The 22781-nt window shown below is 59.2% G+C and carries 31 protein-coding genes, 1 other RNA gene and 2 pseudogenes; 30 read left to right on the top strand and 4 right to left on the bottom strand.

Annotated elements, in window-relative coordinates:
• Positions 1 to 4 precede the first annotated feature (4 nt).
• The 3 genes from diaA to ID864_RS06075 are packed head-to-tail and all read right to left on the bottom strand — an operon-like array spanning position 5 to position 3000.
• Entirely contained in the window at positions 5 to 595 is a 591-nt protein-coding gene (gene diaA / locus ID864_RS06085; RefSeq protein WP_048917381.1) for a DnaA initiator-associating protein DiaA, read from the bottom strand.
• A gap of 18 nt (positions 596 to 613) precedes the next feature.
• Positions 614 to 1006 carry a YraN family protein gene (locus ID864_RS06080; protein ID WP_048917355.1) on the bottom strand — a complete coding sequence of 131 codons (393 nt, stop codon included), beginning with the start codon at positions 1004 to 1006 and terminating at the stop codon, positions 614 to 616.
• Positions 964 to 3000: a penicillin-binding protein activator gene (locus tag ID864_RS06075; protein WP_191149564.1), complete on the bottom strand. Its 2037-nt coding sequence runs from the start codon at positions 2998 to 3000 to the stop codon at positions 964 to 966. The genes ID864_RS06080 and ID864_RS06075 overlap by 43 nt, the downstream gene beginning before the upstream one ends.
• A gap of 62 nt (positions 3001 to 3062) precedes the next feature.
• On the opposite strand from ID864_RS06075, the gene rsmI reads away from it, so the two are divergent.
• The gene (gene rsmI, locus ID864_RS06070; RefSeq protein ID WP_191149563.1) at positions 3063 to 3929 is read left to right on the top strand and encodes a 16S rRNA (cytidine(1402)-2'-O)-methyltransferase; all 867 of its coding nucleotides are present in this window, start codon (positions 3063 to 3065) and stop codon (positions 3927 to 3929) included.
• 32 nt (positions 3930 to 3961) lie between these two features.
• An RNA gene (gene rnpB, locus ID864_RS06065) (RNase P RNA component class A) lies at positions 3962 to 4341 on the top strand.
• 254 nt (positions 4342 to 4595) lie between these two features.
• Here rnpB and ID864_RS06060 read toward each other — a convergent pair.
• Positions 4596 to 5198: a phage repressor protein CI gene (locus tag ID864_RS06060; protein ID WP_048917352.1), complete on the bottom strand. Its 603-nt coding sequence runs from the start codon at positions 5196 to 5198 to the stop codon at positions 4596 to 4598.
• 204 nt (positions 5199 to 5402) lie between these two features.
• Between ID864_RS06060 and ID864_RS06055 the strand changes: the two genes are divergently transcribed.
• From ID864_RS06055 to pqqE, 28 genes and pseudogenes are all read left to right on the top strand, one after another.
• Complete coding sequence (locus tag ID864_RS06055; protein ID WP_191149562.1) at positions 5403 to 5630, top strand: TraR/DksA C4-type zinc finger protein; 228 nt, start codon at positions 5403 to 5405, stop codon at positions 5628 to 5630.
• Between the two features lie 275 nt (positions 5631 to 5905).
• Positions 5906 to 6085, top strand: a pseudogene (locus tag ID864_RS06050) (hypothetical protein); the annotation flags it as partial.
• Positions 6086 to 6373: 288 nt separating this feature from the next.
• Positions 6374 to 6577 carry a tail protein X gene (locus ID864_RS06045; RefSeq protein WP_048917349.1) on the top strand — a complete coding sequence of 68 codons (204 nt, stop codon included), beginning with the start codon at positions 6374 to 6376 and terminating at the stop codon, positions 6575 to 6577.
• 2 nt (positions 6578 to 6579) lie between these two features.
• On the top strand, positions 6580 to 6807 hold the full coding sequence (locus ID864_RS06040) for a phage holin family protein (protein ID WP_048917348.1): 228 nt from the start codon (positions 6580 to 6582) through the stop codon (positions 6805 to 6807).
• Positions 6791 to 7300 carry a lysozyme gene (locus tag ID864_RS06035; protein WP_048917347.1) on the top strand — a complete coding sequence of 170 codons (510 nt, stop codon included), beginning with the start codon at positions 6791 to 6793 and terminating at the stop codon, positions 7298 to 7300. The genes ID864_RS06040 and ID864_RS06035 overlap by 17 nt, the downstream gene beginning before the upstream one ends.
• Positions 7276 to 7644 (top strand): annotated as a pseudogene (locus ID864_RS06030) (Rz-like lysis system protein LysB); the annotation flags it as partial. The gene ID864_RS06035 and the pseudogene ID864_RS06030, both read left to right, overlap by 25 nt.
• A complete protein-coding gene (gene lysC / locus ID864_RS23690) occupies positions 7574 to 7909 on the top strand; it encodes an Rz1-like lysis system protein LysC (protein ID WP_222941430.1) in 336 nt (111 codons plus the stop codon). The pseudogene ID864_RS06030 and the gene lysC, both read left to right, overlap by 71 nt.
• Positions 7821 to 8279: a phage tail protein gene (locus tag ID864_RS06025; RefSeq protein WP_133624834.1), complete on the top strand. Its 459-nt coding sequence runs from the start codon at positions 7821 to 7823 to the stop codon at positions 8277 to 8279. The genes lysC and ID864_RS06025 overlap by 89 nt, the downstream gene beginning before the upstream one ends.
• A gap of 19 nt (positions 8280 to 8298) precedes the next feature.
• Positions 8299 to 8889, top strand: coding sequence for a phage baseplate assembly protein V (locus ID864_RS06020; RefSeq protein WP_048917344.1), 591 nt, complete (start codon positions 8299 to 8301; stop codon positions 8887 to 8889).
• The gene (locus ID864_RS06015) at positions 8889 to 9233 is read left to right on the top strand and encodes a GPW/gp25 family protein (protein WP_191149559.1); all 345 of its coding nucleotides are present in this window, start codon (positions 8889 to 8891) and stop codon (positions 9231 to 9233) included. Before ID864_RS06020 ends, ID864_RS06015 begins: the two co-directional genes overlap by 1 nt.
• A 5-nt stretch (positions 9234 to 9238) precedes the next feature.
• The gene (locus ID864_RS06010) at positions 9239 to 10147 is read left to right on the top strand and encodes a baseplate assembly protein (protein WP_191149558.1); all 909 of its coding nucleotides are present in this window, start codon (positions 9239 to 9241) and stop codon (positions 10145 to 10147) included.
• Entirely contained in the window at positions 10140 to 10748 is a 609-nt protein-coding gene (locus ID864_RS06005; protein WP_048914700.1) for a phage tail protein I, read from the top strand. The genes ID864_RS06010 and ID864_RS06005 overlap by 8 nt, the downstream gene beginning before the upstream one ends.
• Positions 10745 to 11719, top strand: a complete 975-nt coding sequence (locus ID864_RS06000) for a phage tail protein (protein WP_191149557.1) — start codon at positions 10745 to 10747, stop codon at positions 11717 to 11719. Before ID864_RS06005 ends, ID864_RS06000 begins: the two co-directional genes overlap by 4 nt.
• A gap of 8 nt (positions 11720 to 11727) precedes the next feature.
• On the top strand, positions 11728 to 12135 hold the full coding sequence (locus ID864_RS05995; protein ID WP_191149556.1) for a tail fiber assembly protein: 408 nt from the start codon (positions 11728 to 11730) through the stop codon (positions 12133 to 12135).
• 292 nt (positions 12136 to 12427) lie between these two features.
• Positions 12428 to 13597 carry a phage tail sheath protein gene (locus ID864_RS05990; protein ID WP_048917305.1) on the top strand — a complete coding sequence of 390 codons (1170 nt, stop codon included), beginning with the start codon at positions 12428 to 12430 and terminating at the stop codon, positions 13595 to 13597.
• Positions 13598 to 13609: 12 nt separating this feature from the next.
• Positions 13610 to 14119, top strand: a complete 510-nt coding sequence (locus ID864_RS05985) for a phage major tail tube protein (protein WP_048917304.1) — start codon at positions 13610 to 13612, stop codon at positions 14117 to 14119.
• Positions 14120 to 14248: 129 nt separating this feature from the next.
• The gene (locus ID864_RS05980; RefSeq protein ID WP_048917303.1) at positions 14249 to 14545 is read left to right on the top strand and encodes a phage tail assembly protein; all 297 of its coding nucleotides are present in this window, start codon (positions 14249 to 14251) and stop codon (positions 14543 to 14545) included.
• A gap of 14 nt (positions 14546 to 14559) precedes the next feature.
• Positions 14560 to 14685 (top strand): GpE family phage tail protein, encoded by a 126-nt coding sequence (locus ID864_RS05975; protein WP_053110448.1) that lies wholly within the window; start codon positions 14560 to 14562, stop codon positions 14683 to 14685.
• Positions 14682 to 16208 (top strand): phage tail tape measure protein, encoded by a 1527-nt coding sequence (locus tag ID864_RS05970; RefSeq protein ID WP_191149555.1) that lies wholly within the window; start codon positions 14682 to 14684, stop codon positions 16206 to 16208. Before ID864_RS05975 ends, ID864_RS05970 begins: the two co-directional genes overlap by 4 nt.
• Positions 16209 to 16214: 6 nt before the next feature.
• Positions 16215 to 16688, top strand: coding sequence for a phage tail protein (locus ID864_RS05965; RefSeq protein WP_048917301.1), 474 nt, complete (start codon positions 16215 to 16217; stop codon positions 16686 to 16688).
• Positions 16685 to 17797, top strand: coding sequence for a contractile injection system protein, VgrG/Pvc8 family (locus ID864_RS05960; RefSeq protein ID WP_099754347.1), 1113 nt, complete (start codon positions 16685 to 16687; stop codon positions 17795 to 17797). The genes ID864_RS05965 and ID864_RS05960 overlap by 4 nt, the downstream gene beginning before the upstream one ends.
• Before the next feature lie 98 nt (positions 17798 to 17895).
• A complete protein-coding gene (locus ID864_RS05955; RefSeq protein WP_048917299.1) occupies positions 17896 to 18120 on the top strand; it encodes an ogr/Delta-like zinc finger family protein in 225 nt (74 codons plus the stop codon).
• Positions 18121 to 18232: 112 nt separating this feature from the next.
• Positions 18233 to 19270, top strand: a complete 1038-nt coding sequence (locus ID864_RS05950; RefSeq protein WP_191149554.1) for a dipeptidase — start codon at positions 18233 to 18235, stop codon at positions 19268 to 19270.
• Positions 19271 to 19452: 182 nt separating this feature from the next.
• Positions 19453 to 19524 carry a pyrroloquinoline quinone precursor peptide PqqA gene (pqqA, locus tag ID864_RS05945; protein ID WP_072166356.1) on the top strand — a complete coding sequence of 24 codons (72 nt, stop codon included), beginning with the start codon at positions 19453 to 19455 and terminating at the stop codon, positions 19522 to 19524.
• A 180-nt stretch (positions 19525 to 19704) separates the two neighbouring features.
• Positions 19705 to 20616: a pyrroloquinoline quinone biosynthesis protein PqqB gene (pqqB, locus tag ID864_RS05940; protein WP_048917297.1), complete on the top strand. Its 912-nt coding sequence runs from the start codon at positions 19705 to 19707 to the stop codon at positions 20614 to 20616.
• On the top strand, positions 20613 to 21368 hold the full coding sequence (gene pqqC, locus ID864_RS05935) for a pyrroloquinoline-quinone synthase PqqC (RefSeq protein WP_048917296.1): 756 nt from the start codon (positions 20613 to 20615) through the stop codon (positions 21366 to 21368). The genes pqqB and pqqC overlap by 4 nt, the downstream gene beginning before the upstream one ends.
• Positions 21365 to 21646 carry a pyrroloquinoline quinone biosynthesis peptide chaperone PqqD gene (gene pqqD / locus ID864_RS05930; protein ID WP_318153223.1) on the top strand — a complete coding sequence of 94 codons (282 nt, stop codon included), beginning with the start codon at positions 21365 to 21367 and terminating at the stop codon, positions 21644 to 21646. The genes pqqC and pqqD overlap by 4 nt, the downstream gene beginning before the upstream one ends.
• Positions 21633 to 22781: a pyrroloquinoline quinone biosynthesis protein PqqE gene (gene pqqE, locus ID864_RS05925; protein ID WP_048917295.1), complete on the top strand. Its 1149-nt coding sequence runs from the start codon at positions 21633 to 21635 to the stop codon at positions 22779 to 22781. The genes pqqD and pqqE overlap by 14 nt, the downstream gene beginning before the upstream one ends.

Genomic DNA, 22781 nt, shown 5'->3' with positions numbered 1-22781 from the left:
CTCCTTAAACATCCTGGTGGGGAAACAAAGTGTTATCTATTAAATCGCACAGACAATTCACGGTGAGCATATGCATTTCCTGAATTCTCGCACTGCGGTGGGAAGGAATGCGGATCTCCACATCCTGCGGACCCAGCAGACCGGCGAGCTCGCCGCCGTCGTAGCCGGTCAGGGCGATAATGGTCATATCGCGGGTGACCGCTGCCTCTACGGCTTTGACAATATCACGGCTGTTGCCGCGCGTTGAAATCGCCAGCAGGATATCGCCGGCATGGCCTAAAGCGCGCACCTGTTTGGCGTAAATCTCTTCATGCAGGCGGTCATTACCAATGGCCGTCAGCAGCACGTTATCCGCACTCAGCGCAATGGCGGGCAGGCTTGGGCGCTCGGTCTCAAAACGGTTAATCATGCTGGCAGCAAAATGCTGGGCATTGGCGCTGGAGGTTCCATTACCACAGCTCAGTATTTTGTTGCCATTGAGCAGCGACTGTACCATGGTCATCGCCGCACGTGAGATGGCATCCGGCAGCGCTTCTGCCGCCGCGATTTGTGTTTGTATACTTTCCGTAAAACAGACTTTGATTCTTTCCAGCACGTCATTCACCTGGTCTAGTTATTCTGCTGTAAACGCATTGGGTAACCATTCCACCTGCTCGCCGGTGATCGCTACCACATCAAAACGACAGTCGGCGGTGTCAAAACTCTGCCCGCGACCGTTAAGCCACAGCGCTGCTGCACGCAGCAGCTTCAGCTGTTTACTGCGGGTGACGCTGGCCGCCGCGCCGCCAAAGCGGTCACTGCTGCGGTAGCGCACCTCGACAAATACCCACGTTTTGCCATCGCGCATGATCAGGTCAATTTCGCCTGACCGGTAGCGCACGTTAGCGGCGACAAAACGCAGGCCTGACGTTTCCAGCAGGCGGCGAGCCTGACGTTCACGGCTCGCCCCTTGCTGCTGCCGGCTTAGTTGGCCGGAACGATCTGTCCCTGACGATACTGGCTCCATACTAACTTCCTGTTAATCACGCAGTCCTGATCCGCGCTCAGACTGCCGGTGTCGCCCTTAACCTGGAAGCCCGGCAGCGTGCGCATTTCGTTAAAGTGGTTCGCCAGTGTCCAGGCATCAATGCCCATCGCGTAGAGGCGCACCAGCGAGTAGTCGTTGTTAAACATCTTCGCCGCCTGCTGCATCAGCGCCGGGTTGGCACCGGAGAGCAGCGGAGCATCGCTGAACTGCAGGCCATCCACTTCCAGACGGTAGTCCGGGCCGCCGCCTGCCTGATAGCTGCGCGAGCTGGCATACAGGCCCACATTATCACGGCTGCTGACGCGCATGGAGATCATCGGCTTAATCAGTGCCAGTTCATCCTGCGTGGCGACGATATACACCGAGTCAACGCTGCCGCCGCTGGTGGTGGCAGCCGTCGGTTCAGCGACCGGGGCCGGGATCGTCAGGCCGCCAATGGTAACGCCCGCGGGCTGTTCAGGCTGCACGTTAACCGGCGTACCGCTCAGACGGATACCGGCACCGCTGTTGATCCCCTGCTTCAGCTCTGCGGTCGAACCGAACTGCTGCTGCAGCACGGTGCCGCCGCCAAGCTTCTGCCACTCAGCGGCAAAGGCTTTATTCACGCGGTCGCCGAGTGAGCTGCGCGGCACCAGCAGCAGCGGTGCACGTTTGCCCTGGTCCCACATATGATGCGCGGCATCACGGGCTTCGTCTTCAGGAGAAAGCGCAAAGTAGCAAATATTCGGATGGTTCTGGATGGTTTCCGGCTCGTTAAGCGCCAGAACGTTGAGGGTCGTCTGGCTGGCTGCCAGCTTTTCGACGTTGCTTTTTAGCAGCGGGCCGACCACCAGCGTAGCGCCGTCTTTTTGTGCCTGCGCCAGCACCTGCTCAATCGGCTGGCTGCTGGTGTCATAGACCTGTACCTGCGTACCGCTGGACGGCGGCGCGGTTTCGACGCTGTTAGCTGGCGCGGACTGCGGCTGCACCTGCTGTGGCTGCGCAGCGGCGGCATCGGTTGGCGCAGCAGGAGGGCTGACTACGGCGTTAGGATCGGCCGGGGTTGCGGCATCCGCAGCGGCAGCCTGTGGCGCTTCAACCGGTGCCGCAGGTGCGGAACCCTGTGCCAGCACGCCGTTTTTCGCGTCGTTAAAGCCTTTCTGAATGGCGTTAGCAAACACCTGCGCCTGGCCGCTCAGCGGCAGCAGCAGCGCGATTTTGCCGGTGGAAGCGGGCTGGAAGTTCTGCACCTGGCTGAGCGCGGTCGGCAGCATTTTCGCCGCCGGGTTATTCGGATAGCGCGTCTGCCAGTCGCGGATCCCGGCTTTCAGCATATCCGGGTCGTTGCTGTTGGCCCGGTAAACGCCGGAGAGATCCAACCAGCCCTGCAGTACGTTTTCATCCGCGTTGATGTTCAGGCTGTTGAGCTGCTCAGGCGTCATCTGGCTCAGCGCCTGCCAGGTGGCATCAATATTCTTCTGCTTGTCTGCCGGGTTGCTCAGCAGCGGCTCCTGGGCAATATAGGCGCGCAGCACCTCCAGCGACGGGCGACCCTGGCTGGCGGCGATCAGCAGCTGGTAGTAGCGGGCCTGCTGATCTTTCGACAGACTGCCGATATCAATCTGCTTCAGCTGGTCAGCGGCGGCGGGCAGATTCTGCTGCATCACGCTGAGCTGAGCCTGCAGCAGCTGGCGCTCCTGCTGCTGGGTGGCGTCCAGGTTCTGCGGCAGCTGGGAGAACTGATCGCTCGCCTGCGGCACCTTGCCTTCGTTCAACAGCGCTCTGATTGCGAGTAATTGCCAGCCAACCTTGTTATCATCTGCGCTTTGCTGCATCTGCTGCAGGTAATAGTCAGAGGTGCCAGTTGCGGCTCCCTGCACATTCGCCTCGGGCGTTTTGGGAGCCTGGCCGGTACATCCGGCAAAAATCAGGGCGGCCAGCAGAAGCGGTACCGTGCGTAGCGCTTTGCGCTGAAGAACTTTCGAAGGAAGCATACTGTATCCAGTGATGTTTTTTTCAAGATGCTCAATATTAAATCGGCAATTCGGATGAAACAATGAAACAACACGATCGGGCAGATATTTCTGCCAGCACGCTCTATATCGTTCCCACACCCATCGGTAATCTGGGCGATATCACCCAGCGGGCACTGAAGGTGCTTGCGAGCGTCGATCTGATCGCAGCGGAAGATACACGTCATACCGGACTGTTGCTACAACATTTCGCCATCAATGCGCGCCTGTTCGCACTGCATGACCATAATGAACAGCAGAAAGCGGAAGTGCTGCTGGCGAAGCTGCGCGAAGGGCAGAGCGTGGCACTGGTTTCTGATGCCGGTACGCCGCTGATCAACGATCCCGGCTATCACCTGGTGCGCCTGTGCCGTGAAGCGGGCATCCGCGTGGTGCCGCTGCCGGGCGCCTGTGCAGCGATTGCCGCGCTGAGCGCCGCGGGCCTGCCGTCGGATCGTTTCTGTTACGAAGGGTTTCTGCCGGCTAAAAGCAAAGGCCGCTGCGATACGCTGCGCGCGCTGGAGCAGGAGCCGCGCACCATTATTTTCTACGAATCCACCCACCGCCTGCTCGACAGCCTGCAGGATATGGTGACGGTGCTGGGCCCCGAGCGCTATGTGGTGCTGGCGCGTGAAATCACCAAAACCTGGGAGTCGATCCACGGTGCGCCGGTGGGGGAGCTGCTGGCCTGGGTGCAGGAAGAAGAGAACCGCCGTAAAGGGGAGATGGTGCTGATCGTTGAGGGTTACCACCAGGCGGAAGAAGAGGCGCTGCCGCCGGAAGCGCTGCGTACCCTGGCGCTGTTGCAGGGTGAGCTGCCGCTGAAGAAAGCCGCCGCACTGACCGCCGAGATCCACGGCGTGAAGAAAAATGCGCTGTATAAGTACGCGCTGGAGCAGCAGGGTGAGTGACAACCCGGTGAAAACCTTATACACTGCGCGCCGAAGCTGACCAGACAGTCGCCGCTTTGTTGCCGTCCTCCTTCGGGGGAGACAGACAGAGGGGAGGAAAGTCCGGGCTCCATAGGGCAGGGTGCCAGGTAACGCCTGGGGGGCGCAAGCCCACGACCAGTGCAACAGAGAGCAAACCGCCGATGGCCCACGCAAGTGGGATCAGGTAAGGGTGAAAGGGTGCGGTAAGAGCGCACCGCGCGGCTGGCAACAGTTCGTGGCACGGTAAACTCCACCCGGAGCAAGGCCAAATAGGGGTTCACCAGGTACGGCCCGTACTGAACCCGGGTAGGCTGCTTGAGCCAGTGAGCGATTGCTGGCCTAGATGAATGACTGTCCACGACAGAACCCGGCTTACCGGTCAGCTTCGAACTCATTCAATGAAAAACCCCGCAGAGTGAAAACTTTGCGGGGTTTTTTGTTATTTGCCCTACGGACATGATGAATGACTGTCCACGACACTCTCTATGACAGGAAGGCGGCTTACCAGTCAGCTTCGAACTCATTCAATGAAAAACCCCGCTTCGGCGGGGTTTTTTGTTTTCATGCTTTTGACCCCGTAGGGGCGAGGCCTGCCTCGACCGGGTGTTTGAGGGCCAGGCAGGAAAGCAGCTCAGCGGTGTTATTTTACAGCGGCTGGCAGGCGATAACCAGGCGTGCCAGCGGGGTAATGTCGCCCAGCGCGCACTCAAACTGCTGCAGGGCACTGCTAACGCGCACACGGCCCGGTGGAATACGCGTCAGGTGGCGCACCGTCACCTGGCCTTCCATCGATACCAGCCACTCGCCGTCAAGGATCTCCGCCCAGGCCTGCTCGGCAATCCACTGGCGCTGTCCTTCCACCACGATCAGCGGCTTCACCAATGCCGTGGCGCTGAACGCCAGAAAATCTTCATCCAGCATCACCGCCGTCAAATCGCTCAGCTTACCGGCCTCCAGCCGCTGACGCGGTAGCAATGTGGTATTCACTTTTTGTGATTCTTCAGCGCCTGCACCGCTCAGTGCTTCACCCTGACCCGTCACCAGCCAGTGCAGCGTTGCGCCGGTATCCGCCATGCAGCGCACCACAATATCCGAAGGGAAATAGCCGCGCGAGTAGCGGTTTGCCAGACTGCTACTGGCAATGCCGAGGTGTTCTGCCAGTGCCAGCTTGGTGGAAAAACCATATGCCTGAAGCACACGGTCCAGCACTTCTTTTGCCCCACTCTGGAAATCGATTTGTAGGCTCAAGCTAAAACTCCTTGCTATTTCACTTTTAGTGAATATACAATTTGCATTGTAGGGTTGTGTGATTTTACTGGCAGTACGCGATACAACAACCCCGGAGTTTGCCCGAAAAGAGCAAAAATTACAATCTTCAGGCCTGCTATTCACCGCGATGAAAGCCAGTTGTTCATCTTTTGTGAATTGCCTGCCGCTAACCGGAGAGTTTAAATGGCCGATGAAATGGACCGCGCACAGCAGCGCGAAGCCGAAAATCTGGCGCGCCACCTTGCGCGTGCCGTTCAGCGCCCGATGCAGCCCAGCGCCTTTTTCTGTGAAGCGTGCGGGGAACCGATCCCGCTGGCACGGCGCAAAGCGCTGGACGGCGTGACGCTATGCGTCAGCTGCAAAGAGATTGACGAACACCAGGCAAAACACTGCCGTTCCCCCCTTGCATAACGCCAGCTACAGTCGGCAGGGAAGCCGTACCCGCGCGGTTTTTGATTAAGTAAACTGCATGTTCGACTGTAAAATCGTCTCTCCCCGGTGAAAAATCACGTCTGGCGCGTCCCGCAGTTAAAAATATCGCATTACATGTTTGGGTAAATGCCTCTGCATCTAACTACCTAATTATCATCGAGATAACCCGCTCATTAGCCGGGCCGAAAATACTTTTATTAATGATGAACGCTATGCTACTGTATATATATACAGTAATGCTGGAGGGGGAAGTTGTGGATAAAGAATTAGCGGAACGAGTTATCCTGGAGCGGGTGGAACTGATTGCAAGGTTAACCTCTGAAGGGGTCTGCCAGGAGCGCGATCGTGAGATTGCCCTGCACCTGATTGCCGACATTGCCAGCGGCATAGAGCTGAAAAATGCGCAGTTTTCCGTCATCTTTTCTGCCCAGCCGCAGAAGCGCTAAACGGCTTTTCAGTCCTGCTGTCCGGCCAAACTTGTTTGCGTATCAGGAACGGATGCCGCCCCCTCTACGCACCCTCCCTTATTAGCCCCTTTATGGGGCTTTTTTGTTTATATCGTTTCCCATAATCCGACTCTCGGTTGTCACACCGCTCCTACAACAGCCCCGCATTGAGCGGCTTGCGGCGAAATCGCACACTTCATCAGGTCATCCGGCAGCACGTATTTCAATCGGCCTGCCGTTCCTGAAAGCGCTTTAACCAATCCGGGAGAACCACCTATGAAAATTTTTGCCCTGCAGGGGGACAGCGTTGATGAAATCTGTTTTCGCCACTACGGCCGTACCCGCCAGGTGGTAGAGCAGGTCTACGCGGCCAATAGCGGGCTGGCAGAGCAGGGCGCCTGCCTGCCCCACGGCTACCCGCTTGAGCTACCCGACCTCCCAAGCTCTGCCACCCATGAAACGCTGAATCTCTGGAGCTAGCGATGGAGAGAAACAGCTCGATTGTGAGCTACCTGGTCGGTGTGCTGATGATGTGGGCCAGCCGCCACACGGTGCAGGACATCGCTTTTGGCATTGGGGCGCTGGTGGCGGTGGCTACGCTGGCCATCAATGTCGCCAATTTTTTTATCAACTGGCACTACCGCCGCAAAACCTGGCTGCTGTTACAGCTGCGCCAGGAGCAAAGGAAACACGATGAATTCCACAGCTAAGAAGTGCGCGGTGCTGACGATTGTCGCGCTGGCCGCGCTGCTGCCGGAGTTTCGCACCTTGCGCATCTCCTCTGACGGCCTGCTGCTGCTGGCGAATGCCGAAGGCTGCCGCACATCGCCGTACCAGTGCAGCGCCGGGGTGTGGACTAACGGCATCGGCCATACCCGTGGCGTCACGCCGCTCAGCGCGGTGAACGAGCGCCAGGTGGCGGTCAACCTGATCGACGACCTGCAGCGGGTGGAGCGCGGTATAGCGCGCTGTATGCCGGTCAGCATGCCGCAGCCGGTGTACGACGCCACGGTGTCATTTGCCTTCAACGTGGGGGTCGGTGCCGCGTGCGGTTCGACCTTCGCCACGCTGATTAACCAGCAGAAGTGGCGCGCCGCCTGCAGTCAGCTGCCGCGCTGGATCTACGTGGATGGCAAATCGAGCCAGGGGCTGATGCAGCGGCGCAGGGCAGAGCAGGCATGGTGCCTGAAGGGGGCAGAGTGAAGCGCCTGCTGCCCTTGCTGTTGATGCTGATGCTGGCGCTTTTCGCCGCAGTGAGCTGGAAGCTGGTGCGCCTGAACCAGCAGCTGCGGGTGCTGCAGCAGCAGAACGCCACTCTCAGCGCGGGGATCGTCAGCCGCGACGTCACCCTCAGCCAGATGCAGGAAGAGAACGGTCAGCGTGAAAAAAGCGAGCTGGCCCTGCGCCAGGCGCTGATTGATGCCGGCGATCTCGGGCTGAAACGTCAGCTCACTATGAACAGGATGATTGATCGTGATGAAGCACTTCGCCACTGGAGCACTGCTGCTCTGCCTGACGGGATTATCCGCCTGCAGCAGCGCCCCGCCTTCACCAGCGCCCGTGATTATCTGGCGTGGTTGTCCCAGGGTCAGCAGCTGCCCGATCCCCGGCAGCCAGAGCGTGACTCAGGGGGATCTACTGGCCGACATTCGCCAGCTGGAGCAGGCGCTGCTGCTGTGCGGCCTGCAAATTGAAACCATTAAACAGTGTCAGGAGCAACACGATGTTAAAGCCAACCCTGTTACGCGCCGCTCTGCTGGCCCAGGTGCCGCTGCTGCAAACCGATCCGCAGCGGCTGACGCTCACCCTTGAGCCGGGACGGGTAGTCAGCACCCTCGCCAGCTCGCTGAGCTTTGAGTATCAGTACCCGCTGCGCGTCACGCTCAGCCAGTACGTGGATGACGAAGATGCGCTGATGCTGCCGCTGCTGCTGTGGCTGCGTGACAACCAGCCCGACCAGCAGGCCAGCGCGGATAAGCAGCAGAACGCCATCCTGTTCAGCCATCTGGAAAACGGCGATTTCAGCGTGCTGCTGCAACTCACCGAGCGGGTGATCGTCAGCGAAATCGACGGCGCGCTGCACGCCACGCACGTCCCAGAGCCGCCGCAGCCGGAACACGTCCCGCGCCCGTGGCAGCTGTATATCAACCATCAGCTGGTCAGTGAATGGCCCGCCGTCTGAAAGCCAGAAGGAGTACGCAATGAATGAATTTGTCGTGGAGACCCGCCGCCAGCTCAATAACCTGCTGCGCATCGGCACCGTCAGCGAGGTCGATCTGCCCCGGGCGCGCTGCCGGGTGCAGAGCGATGGCAACCTGACCGGCTGGCTGCCGTGGCTGAACAGCAGCGCTGGCCAGGTGCGCAGCTGGCATGCGCCGTCGCCCGGTGAGCAGGTTCTCCTGCTGGCGCTGAGCGGCGAGCTGACCACCGCCTTTGTGCTGCCGGGGATTTTCTCCGATGCCTTCCCGGCGCCGTCGGCAGCAAAGGATGCGGTGTGCTGGCAGTTCCCGGACGGGGCGCAGATCGCTTACGAACCCGAGAGCGGCGCGCTGACCGCCAGCGGCATCCAGTCGGCCAGCATCCGGGCGGCGGTGAAAATTACCCTCGACAGCCCGCTGGTGGAGTGCACCCAGCAGCTGAAGGCGAAAACCTTTGCGCTCAGCGAGGGCGGCACGCTGCAGGGCAATATCAGCCACAGCGGCGGCAGCTTCTCTTCCAACGGGGTGGTGGCCCACAGCCACGTTCACGCGGGCGTCGAGAGCGGCGGCAGCAAAACAGCGGGGCCACAGTGATGAGCAGAGCAACCTGGTCCGGCATGCAGCGCGACAGCGGCCTGCAGCTGACTGATATCGACCATATCCGCCAGTCGGTGCGCGACATCCTGCTGACCCCGCAGGGCTCGCGGGTGATGCGCCGTGACTACGGCTCGCTGCTGTCGGCGCTGCTCGACCAGCCGCAGAACGAGACGCTGCGCCTGCAGATTATGTCGGCCTGCTACATGGCGCTGCAGCGCTGGGAGCCGCGCATCACGCTCGACAGCATCCGCTATCAGCCGGGGTTTGACGGCAGCATGGAGGTAGCGCTAAGCGGCACCCGCAACCAGTCCACATTTTCCTTATCCATTCCAGTGAGTTAACACCTATGGCCACGATTGATTTAAGTCAGTTACCCGCGCCGAACATCGTCGAAGCGCTGGATTTTGAGACCCTGTTGCAGCAGCGCAAAAGCGCGCTGATTGCGCGCTATCCCGCCGATAAGCATGAGGCGATAGCCCGCACCTTAACCCTGGCGTCGGAGCCGATCGTCAAGCTGCTGGAGGAGAACGCCTACCGCGAGGTGATCCTGCGCCAGCGCATTAACGAAGCGGCGAAAGCCACCATGGTGGCATTCGCCAGCGGCAGCGATCTCGACCAGCTTGGGGTCAACAACGGCGTCACCCGTCTGGTGCTGAAACCTGCAGATAACAGCACGCTGCCGCCGACCCCGGCGCGGCTTGAGAGCGACGACGACTTCCGTCTGCGCATCGCCCAGGCCTTTGAGGGGCTGAGCGTAGCGGGGCCGGGCGGGGCCTATGAATATCACGCCCGCAGCGCCGATGGTCGCGTGGCGGATGTCACCGCCATCAGCCCGTCCCCGGCCGTGGTCACCATCACCGTGCTGTCGCGTGAAGGGCGCGGCGAAGCCAGCGCTGAACTGCTGGCCGTCGTCAACGCGGCGCTGAATGACGAGGAGGTGCGCCCGGTGGCGGATCGCGTCAGCGTGCAGTCGGCAAAAATCGTCGAGTACCGCGTTGAGGCCACGCTGTTTCTCTATCCCGGGCCGGAGGCGGAGCCGATCCGCGCCGCCTCGGCAGCCCGGCTGGCGGCCTTTGTAAACGCCCAGTCGCGGCTGGGGCGCGATATCCGCAGGTCAGCGCTGTATGCGGCGCTGCACGTCGAGGGTGTCCAGCGCGTGGAGCTGGCGCAGCCTGCTGCTGATGTGGTGCTGGATAAAACCCAGGCGGCGTACTGCACCGCTACGCAGATCGCGGTAGGAGGTTCCGATGAGTGACCGCCTGCTGCCCGTCGGCTCGTCACAGCTCGAGGTGGCCGCCGCCGAAGCCTGTGCGCGCCTGCAGCAGCTGCCGGTGCCGCTGCGCACCCTGTGGAACCCGCAGACTTGCCCGCTGCCGCTGTTGCCCTATCTCGCCTGGGCCTGGTCGGTGGATCGCTGGGATCAGGAGTGGCCGGAAGAGACCCGGCGTGCGGTGGTCGCCGCCTCGCAGTTTATCCACCGCCGCAAGGGCACCATCTCGGCGATCCGCCGGGTGGTGGAGCCGCTGGGGTATCTCATCCGTATTACCGAATGGTGGCAGCACAACGCCGCACCTGGAACTTTCAGGCTGGACGTCGGTGTACTGGAAACTGGCATTACTGAGGAGATGTACAACGAGCTGGAACGATTGATTGGCGACGCGAAACCCGTCAGCCGCCATCTTACCGGCCTGACAATCAACCTGGATACAAGCGGGAAGATATGGGCGGCTGCAGCCAGCTACAGTGGAGATGAGCTGACGGTTTATCCCTACACGCCAGAAGTTATTACCACGGGCGGCTACAGCTACAGCGGTGCTGCACTTCATATTATCGACAACCTGAGAGTAAACGCATGACGACAAAATATTACGCATTGCTCACCGAAATCGGTGCAGCAAAACTGGCAAATGCCACGGCTTTGGGTACAAAACTTCAGATCACGCAGATGGCGGTCGGTGACGGCGGGGGTACGTTGCCAACACCTGGCGCTAAGCAAACTGCGTTGATTGGGGAAAAGCGCCGCGCACCGCTTAATTCACTGAGCGTTGATCCGGTCAACAGCAGCCAGATCGTTGCCGAGCAGATTATCCCGGAAAGTGAGGGAGGCTATTGGATCCGTGAGATCGGCCTGTTTGACGCTGATAACGCGTTAATTGCCGTGGCAAACTGTGCGGAAACCTACAAACCACAGCTGCAGGAAGGCAGTGGCCGCACCCAGACAGTACGTATGATCTTGATTGTCAGTAGTACCGCGGCGGTGACTTTAAAAATCGACCCATCGGTAGTACTTGCCACGCGTAAATACGTCGATGATAAGGTGATTGAAGTAAAGGCGTATGTGGATTTAAAAATGTCGCAACACCTTGCTGCAGTAAATCCTCACAATCAATATTTACTTATTGCTAATGCGCTATCGGAGGTTAAGGAAAAAAATCTTGTCAGTCAGTTACATGCAAACCTCAGCTTGGGGGAAGCAGCAAAGCGCAATGTAGGAACCAACTTAAATCAGATCCCTGATATGAGTGTATTTTCAAGTTCTCTTGGTTCACCAGGTTTTCAGAAATTACCTTCAGGTTTGATCATTCAGTGGGGGTTAGTTGGTGGAGCCTCGAGCTATACAGTTACTTTCCCGGTAAGTTTCCCAAACCGTGTGCTTATGTTAATGGCTATACCGCATACAACTCCGGCGGCTGGCGTTACTTCATTAGGAATTGCAAACTGTTCTGATCTTGGTAAATCACAATGCTCAATCCTCGTTGGAAAATTAAGTCAGAATTCAATGGTGGAGTATGAACGAGCTTGTTATTGGTTAGCTATAGGGGTATAGGTGAAAATATGATTTTTTATTCAAAAATAAACAAAGGTTTCTTTATCGAAGGTATAAATGACATTATGCCGAATGATGTTGTCAAGGTGAATGCTGATTTATATAAAGAACTCATGTCAGAACAGCAACTAGATGGAAAGGTCATAGTACCAGACAAAAATGGATTCCCGAGTATTTGGCTTGCCAAAGTTGACCCCTGCGCCCTTGCAGAGGACTATCGAAAACAGTTGCTCTCTGAAATTGACAATGTCATTTCTGATTGGCGAGTGGAGTTAATGCTAGGTGAAATTAGCAATGAAAATAAAGAAAAGTTGTCATCATGGATGGAGTATAAGAATAGAGTAAAATTGACAGACACATCTACTGCTCCAGATATTAACTGGCCGACATCACCAGATAATAAGGTGAATTTTTGAATTTAATGTGAAATTTTTTAATGCTTACTCCATTGGTTTGATTTATGCGATGGCTTTCGTTTTTTATTGCATGATGAAAATCAACTATTTCTAATTAACGATTGATGGTTTTTTGATATTCCTCTTCGAGGACGGAATTGGATAAGTAAGATTTAATTTAAAAGCCACCAGAGTTTTAGGTGGCTTTTTTTTGTTCATCATGTTGTCCCCTCCGCCCCACAACGCCAATCGCATGCCCGCCAATTAAATTCTTGTCATCATTACCTCACCCCAACCACGGAGTGTAATAAAGATGGCTAATTATCACCACGGCGTACGCGTCGTTGAAATCAATGACGGAACCCGCAGTATTTCCACGGTATCCACTTCTATTGTCGGCATGGTCTGCACTGCAGCGGATGCTGATGCCACCGTATTCCCGCTCAACACGCCGGTGCTGATTACCGACGTGCAGGCGGCGGTGGGGAAAGCCGGTGTCAGCGGCACGCTGGCGAAAGCGCTGCAGGCGATTGCCGACCAGAGCAAGCCGGTAACGGTGGTGGTGCGCGTTGAGGAGGGTGAAGACGAAGCGGCAACCACCAGCAATATCATCGGCGGCAGCGATGCTAACGGCCGCTACACCGGGATGAAAGCGCTGCTCGCGGCGCAGACCGACCTTGGCGTTAAGCCGCGTATTCTCGGCGTGCCGGGGCTGGATTCGCTGGAAGTGGCCACCGCGCTGGCGGCAATCTGCCAGCAGCTGCGCGCCTTCGGCTATATCTCGGCTTACGGCTGTAAAACGGTAAGCGATGCGCTCAAGTATCGCGAAAACTTCAGCCAGCGCGAGCTGATGGTGATCTGGCCCGACTTTGTCGCCTGGAACACCGTGACCAGCGCGGCGGAAACTGCCTATGCCACCGCCCGCGCCCTCGGCCTGCGCGCCAAAATCGATAACGACAGCGGCTGGCATAAAACCCTGTCGAACGTCGGCGTCAACGGCGTGACCGGCGTTTCCGCCTCGGTATTCTGGGACCTGCAGCAGGTGGGGACCGATGCCGATCTGCTGAATGAAGCCAGCGTCACCACGCTGATCCGCAAAGACGGTTTCCGCTTCTGGGGCAACCGCACCTGTAGCGATGACCCGCTGTTCGCCTTTGAAAACTACACCCGCTCGGCGCAGGTGATCGCCGACACCATGGCCGATGCGCATATGTGGGCCAACGACAAGCCGCTGACGCCGACGCTGGTGCGCGACATTATCGCCGGGATCAACGCCAAGTTCCGTGAGCTGATCAACGCCGGTTATCTGCTGGGCGCCAACTGCTGGTACGACGAAAGCGCCAACAGCCAGGAGAGCCTGAAAGCCGGCAAGCTGTATATCGACTACGACTATACCCCGGTGCCGCCGCTGGAAGATCTGACCCTGCGTCAGCGCATTACCGACAGCTACCTGGCGAACTTCGCCGCTTCTGTGAACAGCTAAGGAGAAACCCTCATGGCACTGCCTAAGAAACTGAAATACCTGAATTTGTTTAACGATGCCAACAGCTATCAGGGTGTGGTGACCTCACTGACGCTGCCGAAGCTGGCGCGCAAGCTCGACCCTTACCGCGGCGGCGGCATGAACGGCGTGGCGCATATCGATAATGGCCTGGAAGATGATGCGCTGGATCTGGAGTGGACCATCTCCGGCCTCGACGACCGCGTGCTGAGCCAGTGGGGTGGCGCCACGGTGCCGCTGCGCTTTATGGGTTCCTACCAGCGTGACGACACCGACGAGACCATCGCGGTGGAGGTGGAGCTGCGCGGCAAGCATCAGCAGTTCGACTTCGGCGAGAGCAAGCAGGGTGAGGAGAACGAAACCAAAATCACCACCAAATGCACCTACTACAAGCTGAGCTGGAACGGCAAAGCGCTGATTGAGATCGACACCGTCAACATGGTCGAGATCGTGAACGGCATCGACCGCCTGGCCGAGCACCGTAAGAACATCGGCCTGGTTTAATCCGTAGGGGTCGGGCTTACCCGACCCGCATCGTGCAACCCGCCGGGGCCGGGCTTACCTGTCCTGCATTGTCCACCCCGTAGGGGGCGGGCATGCCCGACCCGCTTTCCAATGAAATAAGGAATTCTCATGCAACAGTCAGAAAATACCGTTCAGCTGGTCACGCCAATCGTGCGTGGCGAAACGACCATCGCCAGCGTCGAGCTGATCAAACCGAATGCGGGCGCATTGCGCGGCACGCGGCTGGTGGATCTTGCCGGATCGGACGTCGACGCGCTGATCGTGGTACTGCCGCGCATCACGCTGCCGAACCTGACCAAATCAGAGTGCCTGAACCTTGACCCGATCGATCTGATTGAGCTGGGCGGGCGGGTGATCGCTTTTTTGTCAGCGAAACCGGACACCTCCGCTGGCCCGACGGGCTGACGGTAGATGACCTGATGGCGGATATCGCCGCCATCTTTCACTGGCCGCCGTCGGAAATGAACGCCATGCCGCTGGCAGAACTGCTCGCCTGGCGGCACAAGGCCATCGTGCGCAGCGGGACACAGAGTGGAGAGTCATGATGAGTATTAACCTCGGTCTGGACGGACTGCGCAAAGCGGTGATCCGGGCAAGCCTGTTCTTAAACGATCTGCCCGGGGAGACCCACTCCCTTGGCAATGCCATGTTTCAGCAGCGCGTGGCGCTAACGGCCAGCGCGACGCGCACCCGAAACGCCACGCGCAACAGTAAATCAGCACTCAAAGCCAGCAAGGAGCGCCTGCAGGAGATCCGCATCACCGAGGCGCTTGAGCGGCCGCAGCGGGCCGGCGACAACCTTAATAAGGCACAGCAGCGCTTTACGCTCGGTCAGAGCAAGGTTCAGCAGCGCTATCAGGCCGGGCAGGGTGTGGTAGATAAGATCGGAGCGGTCAGCGGTCAGGCAATGAGCGTGGCCCGTCAGGGGGCGAAGCTGCTGCAGCCGGGCTATCAGGCGCTGACGGTGCAGCCCGCTGCAGCAACGCCGGGGGCGGAACCATCGCCTGCCGCCGGGTTGCCGCCCACGCGCACAGCGGCAAGCGCCGATAACCTTGCGGGGGATATCGCCCGGCTGAACGGCGCGCTAGAGGCCATCAGCATCGCTATCTTCCAGCAGCTCGACGGCACCCTGCGCAGCCTGACGCAGGCCGCCACCGGGCTACTGGGCAGTGTGGATCGCTGGATCCAGGCTAACCCGGCGCTGGCGGGCGGAATGGCCCAGCTGGTGGCCGGCGGCGTGATACTGGTCGGGGCGCTGGGGGCGATCGGCTCAGTGGTGGCACCGGTGCTGAGCGGGCTGAATCTGCTGATCGCCGGCGCCGGGATGCTGAGCAGCGTCTTTACTTTTGCCGGAGGGGCGATGACGGCCGCGCTGGGGGCAATAACGCTGCCGATAGCGGGCATCGCGCTGGCTGTCGCGGCGGGTGTGGCGCTCATTTACAAATACTGGGAGCCAATTAGCGCGTTCTTCGCCGGAGTGATGAGGGGGATTGGTTCCGCACTGGCTCCTGCGGCGCAATTTTTCGCGCCTTTTAAACCCGTATTTGACGGGGTGGGCGCGGGGATCGCCTGGCTGTATGACGCTTTTAAACGGCTGATGCAACCGATCGCGCTGACAGGAGAAGCGCTGAATAAAATAGGCGGTGCCGGGGAGTGGATAGGCAAAGCGCTGGGCGATGCCTTTATGCTGCCGCTGAAGATATTCAATGACCTGAGCAGTGGCATTACCGGCCTGATGGAAAAGCTCGGGCTTATTGATAAAAAATCGGCGGATGCGCAGGCATCACTGCGCGACCAGCCGCCAGAACAGCCGCCTCTATCGGCCCTCGTCGGTGCAGGAGAAAGCTTCCCGCAGAGTGAATTTCCTGTCGCGCTGGGCGGTGCCCGTTACAAACCGGTGACCGCCACCACCAGCAGCAGCAGCCAGCAGAACACCTTTAACAGCAGCTACGTGATTAATGTTCCTGCAGGCATGGGGGAGGCAGACGTACGCACCCTGATCGAGAATCACGAGCAGCAAACGCGTGCGCGGGCCGCTATCAGCCAGCGCAGCAGTTACCTGGAGTAATAAACCATGATGATGATTTTAGGTATGTTCGTATTCCAGCGCCGCACCCTGCCTTTCCAGACCATGACGCATCAGAGCGCTTACCGTTGGGCGGCGGGCAGCCGTATCGGCTCGCGCCCGGCTCAGCAGTTTCTTGGCGTTGGGGATGAAAGCATCACCCTGGCAGGGGAACTGCGCCCGGAAATCACCGGGGGAGTGCCGTCGCTGGCGATTTTGAAGGGCATGGCTGAGAGCGGGCGCGTCTGGCCGCTGCTCAGTGGTGAAGGGATACCTTACGGGATTTTTGTTATTGAAGCGGTGAATGGTGTCCATACCGATCTGCTGGCGAACGGAGCGGCGCAAAAAATTAGCTTTACCCTACAGCTTAAGCGCGTCGACGGTTCGCTGGATGGGCTGTATGGCGACCTGAAACAGCAGCTGGAGCAGATTTACGGCGAGGTGAGCGCTAAGGCACGCGAGCTGGCAGGGAGCCTGTTATGAATAACTCGATTCCGGTCGATATCGGCGCGCAGCTGGCGCCCGATTACCTTATTCGGCTCAATAACCGCGATATCACCGACAATCTGCGCAAGCGTCTGCTGAGTATGACGATTGATGATGCCCGGGGTCTGGAAGCCGACACGCTGACGCTGTTACTGGATGACAGTGACGGCTGGCTGATGATGCCGCAGCGCGGCGCTATCCTGCGCGTGTATATCGGCTGGCAGGGTAGGCCGCTCTTCTGCAAAGGGGATTTTATCATTGATGAACTGCATCACACCGGGGCGCCCGACCGATTAACCCTGGTCGGGCGCAGCGCCAACCTGAGCGAATCACTGACGCAGAAGGCGCAGCACTCCTGGGATAAAACCACGCTGGGGCAGGTCGTCTCTGAGATAGCTGAGCGCAACAGCCTGCAGGCTAAAGTCAGCGATGGGCTGGCATCTATCAGCATTGCGCATCTCGACCAGGCGGATGAGAGCGATGCCCAGTTCCTGACGAAGCTGGCGATAAATCATGGTGCTACCGTCACCGTTAAGGAGAACACCGTTCTGATGCTGCCCCGTGGCGGCAATAGAACCGCTCAGGGAACCGAGATACCACCCATCGTGTTAACGCGCAAAGAGGGCGACCAGCATGCCTGGCAGGTAGTGTCAAAGCTGCAATACAGCGGCGTCCAGACCCGCTGGCTGCAGCTTGATAAAGCCAGCAGCGGTAAGGTCAGAGTGTTTCGCGCCATCACGGATAACCAGCCGGAGCTGTTTGGCGACGGCGCTGAGCAGGACAGCCCGCTGCCGCTTTATCAGCGGGAGGTTATCATCAGTGAAGTGTTCAGCACGCAGGATGAAGCAGTCAGAAGAGCAGAGGCAGAGTGGAAGGCGCGCCAGACCTTGACGGCCAGCATGAGCTTCGTCCTGGCGATGGGGATGCCTGCCCTGTTCCCGGAAACCCCGGTGCGGCTGCGGGGATTTAAAACGGTGATTGATGCGCAGCAGTGGACCGTGGTCAAAGTGGGGCATGTGATTGATAGTACAGGATTTCGCACGACGGTAAATCTGGAAAGCTCGTGGAAAGGTGAAACCTACCAGCTCCTTATTGAAGCTGACTAGCCCACGAAGTGAAAAATTCACTTGATGATTCACTTAAAGTGAATATAATTAGTTTTATTCACACAGTGTGAGTTTAACTGACCCCACGGAGTTCACTTATGATGCCTTGCCCGATTTGCCAGCATAACAGCCACGCCCGCTCCAGCCGTATCATCAGCAGTGAGACCAAGGAGCGTTATCACCAGTGCCAGAATCTGAACTGCAGCTGCACGTTCAAGTCGATGGAGACGATCACCAGCATTGTTGCCCGCCCGCTGGACGCCAATACGCCGCCCCCGCCCGCAGCGGCGACGAAGGCGCCGACCAGCCGTCTCGGCAGTTAGATCTTGTGCTTCCCCCCAGCGGCGGGGTCACTCCCGCCCTGGCTTTTGCTGCCCCCTTTCCCGGTTTTCTGCGCTATGATGGTCCGCTTCCCCCGAGACTGCTGGCGCCCCTATGACCGATATTTCTCCGCACACTCCGATCTTCGACGGCCATAACGATCTGCTGCTGCATCTGTGGCTGCATCATCCCGATAACCCGGCTGAAGCCTTTATGCAGCAGCGCCTGAGCGGCCATCTGGATTTTGCCCGCATGCAGGCTGGCGGCTTTGCCGGGGGGCTGTTCGCCATCTTTGTACCGCCAGCCGACTACGTAGCGAAATTCCCCGCGCGCCAGCCGGAAGTTTTCGACCCGCTGGCGATTGTCGAGCAGCAGCTGCACATCCTGCAGCAGCTGGCGGCGGGATCGGCGGGGCGCGCTAAGATCTGCCGCAGCGTGGCCGAGATCGAGCGGTGCCTGGCCGACGGCGTGCTGGCGATGGTGATGCATATAGAAGGGGCGGAGGCGCTGGATGACGACTTTAGCCAGCTGGCGCGCTGGGTTGATGCCGGGCTGCGCAGCATCGGGCCATTCTGGAATACCCCGAACCGCTTTGGTTTTGGCGTCAGCGGCCGCTTTCCCGGCTCGCCGGATACCGGCGACGGGCTGACGGAAGCGGGTAAACGACTGATCCGCGCCTGCAACCAGCAGCGGCTGATGATCGACCTGTCGCACATGAATGAAAAAGCCTTCTGGGACACGGCGCGCCTGAGCGATGCGCCGCTGATTGCCAGCCACTCTAACGTCCACGCCCTGTGCCCGCAGCCGCGCAACCTGACCGACAGCCAGCTGGCCGCCATCGCAGACAGCGACGGGCTGGTGGGGCTGAACTTTGGCACGGCGTTTCTGCGCGCCGACGGCAAGCGCGATGGCGATATGCCGCTCAGCGTGATGGTGCAGCACCTCGACTATCTGCTGGAGAAGCTGGGGGAGGATCGCGTGGCTTTCGGTTCCGATTTTGACGGTATCAATCTGCCGGACGAGATCGGCGACGTCAGCGGCCTGCCGCGGCTGCTTGCCGCGCTGCGTGCGGCGGGTTACAGCGAAGCGCTAATCAACAAGCTGTGCCGCGCCAACTGGCTGCGCGTGCTGAGAAAAACCTGGGGCAAATAATGCCCGGCTTTTGAACCAAATAGTTCAAAATAGCATAAACCGTGCAGATTTTAGGGTTGATATCGATTTATCATAGGCGCAACATCTGTGCCGCCAAATTCTTATAATTTGACAACATGCCGATCCCTTGTCGACACTGACAGGTGTGACGTCTGTTTTTTGAACACCAAGAGGATATGATTATGTGGACTAAACCAACTTTCATCGATATGCGCCTGGGCCTGGAAGTAACCTTATATATCTCCAACCGTTAAATTGCCGTCATACTTCGCACTGTAACTGCGTTAGCTTTCCTCGCCCACCCCGGTCACTTACTGATGTAAGCTCCCGGGGATGTGCTGCGTTGCTGCCTTGTTACAGCACGAATTATTTAGGCAATTGCATTGATGCCTGCGTTATTGCGGGCATTTTTAATTCCTACTCCCGGTTTCCCCATGAAAATCAAAGTTCTCGGCTCTGCGGCCGGTGGCGGCTTCCCGCAGTGGAACTGTAACTGCCGCAACTGCCAGGGCGTGCGCGATGGCAGCATCCCGGCTACGGCACGTACCCAGTCCTCGATAGCCGTCAGTGATAACGGCAGCGACTGGGTGCTGTGTAATGCGTCGCCCGATATCTGCCACCAGATCGCCGCCAATCCCGAACTCAATAAGCACGGCGCGCTGCGCGGCACGGCGATCGGCTCGATCATCCTTACCGACAGCCAGATCGACCACTGCACCGGGCTGCTCAACCTGCGCGAAGGCTGCCCGCACCAGGTGTGGTGTACGCCAGAAGTGCACGCGGACCTGACCAGCGGCTTCCCGATCTTCACCATGCTGAAGCACTGGAACGGCGGGCTGCAGCATCACGCTATTCAGCCCGGCGAGCCGTTCTCCGTGGCGGTCTGCCCGGCGCTGACCTTTACCCCGATTGCCATCCTCAGCAACGCGCCGCCCTATTCGCCGTATCGCGGGCGCCCGCTGCCTGGCCATAACATCGCGCTGATGATCGAAAACCGCGAAACCGGCAGCAAGCTGCTGTACGCACCGGGCCTCGGCGAGCCGGATGCTGCGCTTCTGGCGCTGATGGCGCAGGCCGACTGCCTGCTGATTGACGGCACGCTGTGGCAGGATAACGAGCTGGCAAACACCGGCGTCGGGCGCAATACCGGGCGCGATATGGGCCACCTGGCGCTGGGCGAAGAGCAGGGGTTGATGGCGCTGCTCGCCGAACTGCCCGCCAGGCGTAAGATCCTGATCCACATTAACAACACCAATCCGATCCTTGATGAATCCTCCGCCGAGCGTGCCGCGCTAACCCGGCAGGGCATCGAGGTCAGTTTTGACGGCATGAGTATCGAACTATGAGCACTCCGACCCTGATGACCCCTGAGCAGTTTGAGCAGGCGCTGCGCGATCGCGGCGCCTGTTACCACATCCATCACCCTTTCCACATTGCCATGCACAACGGCGAAGCGACGCGTGAGCAGATCCAGGGCTGGGTGGCGAACCGCTTCTACTACCAGACCAGCATCCCGCTAAAGGATGCGGCGATCATGGCGAACTGCCCGGATCCCCTGACGCGCCGTAAATGGGTGCAGCGCATCCTCGATCACGACGGCCAGGGCGACAGCGACGGCGGTATTGAAGCCTGGCTGCGCCTGGGTGAAGCGGTAGGGCTGGATCGTGAGGTGCTGCTCTCCGGGCGCATGGTACTGCCTGGCGTGCGCTTCGCGGTGGATGCCTACGTCAATTTTGCCCGCCGCGCGGTGTGGCAGGAAGCGGCCTGCAGCTCGCTGACCGAGCTGTTCGCCCCGCAGATCCACCAGTCGCGCCTCGACAGCTGGCCGCAGCACTATCAGTGGATTGAAGAAGAGGGCTACGGCTACTTCCGTGGCCGCCTCAGCCAGGCTCGCCGCGACGTGGAGCACGGCCTGCAGCTGGCGCTGGAGTACTGCGACACGGTGGAGAAGCAGCAGCGCATGCTGGAGATCCTGCAGTTCAAGCTCGATATTCTGTGGAGCATGCTCGATGCGATGACCATGGCCTACGTCCTGCAGCGCCCACCGTATCACACCGTCACCGACCAGCCCGTCTGGCATAAAGGAGGGCTGCTGTGAGCACCCCACAAACCATCCCGATGTTCCGCCGCGGCTACCGCCTGCAGTGGGAGGAAGTGCAGGGCTGCCATGTGATCCTCTACCCGGAAGGTATGGCGAAACTCAACGATAGCGCCGCCCTGATCCTTGAGCTGGTGGATGGCAAACGCACGCTGGTGCAGATCGTCGATGCCCTGAACGCACGCTTCCCGGAAGCGGGCGGCGTGGACGATGACGTCATCGATTTCTTCGCGGCGGCGCGCGAGCAGAAGTGGATAATTTTCCGTGAACCAGCCTGAATCCCACGTTAAGCCACCGCTGTGGCTGCTGGCGGAGCTGACTTACCGCTGCCCGCTGCAGTGCCCGTACTGCTCAAACCCGCTCGACTTTGCCCAGCAGGAGAAAGAGCTGAGCACCGAACAGTGGATCGAGGTGTTCAAACAGGCGCGCGCGATGGGCGCGGTGCAGATCGGCTTCTCCGGCGGTGAACCGCTGGTGCGTAAGGATCTGGCTGAGCTTATCAAGGCGGCGCGCGATCTCGGCTTCTACACCAACCTGATCACCTCGGGGATCGGCCTGACGCAGAAGAAGATCGACGCCTTCGCCGAGGCCGGGCTGGATCATATTCAGATCAGTTTCCAGGCCAGCGATGAAGTGCTGAATGCGGCACTGGCCGGCTCCAGGAAGGCGTTCCAGCAGAAGCTGGAGATGGCGCGTGCGGTGAAGGCCCACGGCTACCCGATGGTGCTTAACTTCGTGCTGCACCGCCACAATATCGATCAGATCGATCGCATTATCGAGCTGTGCATTGAGCTGGAAGCGGATGACGTTGAGCTGGCGACCTGCCAGTTTTACGGCTGGGCGCAGCTTAACCGCGAAGGGCTGCTGCCGACGCGTGAGCAGATTGAACGCGCTGAAGCGGTGGTGCATCGCTACCGTGAGAAGATGGCCGCCAGCGATAACCTCGCCAACCTGCTGTTTGTCACCCCGGACTACTATGAAGAGCGGCCCAAGCCGTGCATGGGCGGCTGGGGCGCGATCTTCCTCAGCGTCACGCCGGAAGGCACTGCGCTGCCGTGCCACAGCGCGCGCCAGCTGCCGGTGCAGTTTCCGTCGGTGCTGGAGCAGAGTTTGCAGGATATCTGGTTTAACTCCTTCGGCTTTAACCGCTATCGCGGCTTTGACTGGATGCCGGAGCCGTGCCGCTCCTGTTCGGAGAAGGAGAAGGACTTCGGCGGCTGCCGCTGCCAGGCGTTTATGCTGACCGGCAGCGCCGACAACACCGACCCGGTGTGCAGTAAATCGGAGCATCACCACCAAATCCTCGCCGCGCGTGAGCAGGCCAACTGCACCAATATCCAGGTGAACCAGCTGCAGTTCCGCAACCGCGCTAACTCCCAGCGGGTTAACGCGCAGCTGATCTTCAAGGGCTGA

Source organism: Erwinia aphidicola (assembly GCF_014773485.1).
GTDB classification, from domain to species: Bacteria; Pseudomonadota; Gammaproteobacteria; order Enterobacterales; family Enterobacteriaceae; genus Erwinia; species Erwinia aphidicola.
The sequence above is the reverse complement of the archived record's forward strand: the minus strand, read 5'-3'. Positions and strand labels throughout refer to the sequence as shown.

Excerpts from the sequence above, each read along its gene's own strand:
- ID864_RS06080 (WP_048917355.1), bottom strand. The coding sequence starts at position 1,006 with ATGGAGCCAGTATCGTCAGGGACAGATCGTTCCGGCCAACTAAGCCGG.
- ID864_RS06075 (WP_191149564.1), bottom strand. The coding sequence starts at position 3,000 with ATGCTTCCTTCGAAAGTTCTTCAGCGCAAAGCGCTACGCACGGTACCG.
- rsmI (WP_191149563.1), top strand. The coding sequence starts at position 3,063 with ATGAAACAACACGATCGGGCAGATATTTCTGCCAGCACGCTCTATATC.
- ID864_RS06055 (WP_191149562.1), top strand. The coding sequence starts at position 5,403 with ATGGCCGATGAAATGGACCGCGCACAGCAGCGCGAAGCCGAAAATCTG.
- ID864_RS06045 (WP_048917349.1), top strand. The coding sequence starts at position 6,374 with ATGAAAATTTTTGCCCTGCAGGGGGACAGCGTTGATGAAATCTGTTTT.
- ID864_RS06040 (WP_048917348.1), top strand. The coding sequence starts at position 6,580 with ATGGAGAGAAACAGCTCGATTGTGAGCTACCTGGTCGGTGTGCTGATG.
- ID864_RS06035 (WP_048917347.1), top strand. The coding sequence starts at position 6,791 with ATGAATTCCACAGCTAAGAAGTGCGCGGTGCTGACGATTGTCGCGCTG.
- lysC (WP_222941430.1), top strand. The coding sequence starts at position 7,574 with ATGAAGCACTTCGCCACTGGAGCACTGCTGCTCTGCCTGACGGGATTA.
- ID864_RS06025 (WP_133624834.1), top strand. The coding sequence starts at position 7,821 with ATGTTAAAGCCAACCCTGTTACGCGCCGCTCTGCTGGCCCAGGTGCCG.
- ID864_RS06020 (WP_048917344.1), top strand. The coding sequence starts at position 8,299 with ATGAATGAATTTGTCGTGGAGACCCGCCGCCAGCTCAATAACCTGCTG.
- ID864_RS06015 (WP_191149559.1), top strand. The coding sequence starts at position 8,889 with ATGAGCAGAGCAACCTGGTCCGGCATGCAGCGCGACAGCGGCCTGCAG.
- ID864_RS06010 (WP_191149558.1), top strand. The coding sequence starts at position 9,239 with ATGGCCACGATTGATTTAAGTCAGTTACCCGCGCCGAACATCGTCGAA.
- ID864_RS06005 (WP_048914700.1), top strand. The coding sequence starts at position 10,140 with ATGAGTGACCGCCTGCTGCCCGTCGGCTCGTCACAGCTCGAGGTGGCC.
- ID864_RS06000 (WP_191149557.1), top strand. The coding sequence starts at position 10,745 with ATGACGACAAAATATTACGCATTGCTCACCGAAATCGGTGCAGCAAAA.
- ID864_RS05995 (WP_191149556.1), top strand. The coding sequence starts at position 11,728 with ATGATTTTTTATTCAAAAATAAACAAAGGTTTCTTTATCGAAGGTATA.
- ID864_RS05990 (WP_048917305.1), top strand. The coding sequence starts at position 12,428 with ATGGCTAATTATCACCACGGCGTACGCGTCGTTGAAATCAATGACGGA.
- ID864_RS05985 (WP_048917304.1), top strand. The coding sequence starts at position 13,610 with ATGGCACTGCCTAAGAAACTGAAATACCTGAATTTGTTTAACGATGCC.
- ID864_RS05980 (WP_048917303.1), top strand. The coding sequence starts at position 14,249 with ATGCAACAGTCAGAAAATACCGTTCAGCTGGTCACGCCAATCGTGCGT.
- ID864_RS05975 (WP_053110448.1), top strand. The coding sequence starts at position 14,560 with ATGGCGGATATCGCCGCCATCTTTCACTGGCCGCCGTCGGAAATGAAC.
- ID864_RS05970 (WP_191149555.1), top strand. The coding sequence starts at position 14,682 with ATGATGAGTATTAACCTCGGTCTGGACGGACTGCGCAAAGCGGTGATC.
- ID864_RS05965 (WP_048917301.1), top strand. The coding sequence starts at position 16,215 with ATGATGATGATTTTAGGTATGTTCGTATTCCAGCGCCGCACCCTGCCT.
- ID864_RS05960 (WP_099754347.1), top strand. The coding sequence starts at position 16,685 with ATGAATAACTCGATTCCGGTCGATATCGGCGCGCAGCTGGCGCCCGAT.
- ID864_RS05955 (WP_048917299.1), top strand. The coding sequence starts at position 17,896 with ATGATGCCTTGCCCGATTTGCCAGCATAACAGCCACGCCCGCTCCAGC.
- ID864_RS05950 (WP_191149554.1), top strand. The coding sequence starts at position 18,233 with ATGACCGATATTTCTCCGCACACTCCGATCTTCGACGGCCATAACGAT.
- pqqB (WP_048917297.1), top strand. The coding sequence starts at position 19,705 with ATGAAAATCAAAGTTCTCGGCTCTGCGGCCGGTGGCGGCTTCCCGCAG.
- pqqC (WP_048917296.1), top strand. The coding sequence starts at position 20,613 with ATGAGCACTCCGACCCTGATGACCCCTGAGCAGTTTGAGCAGGCGCTG.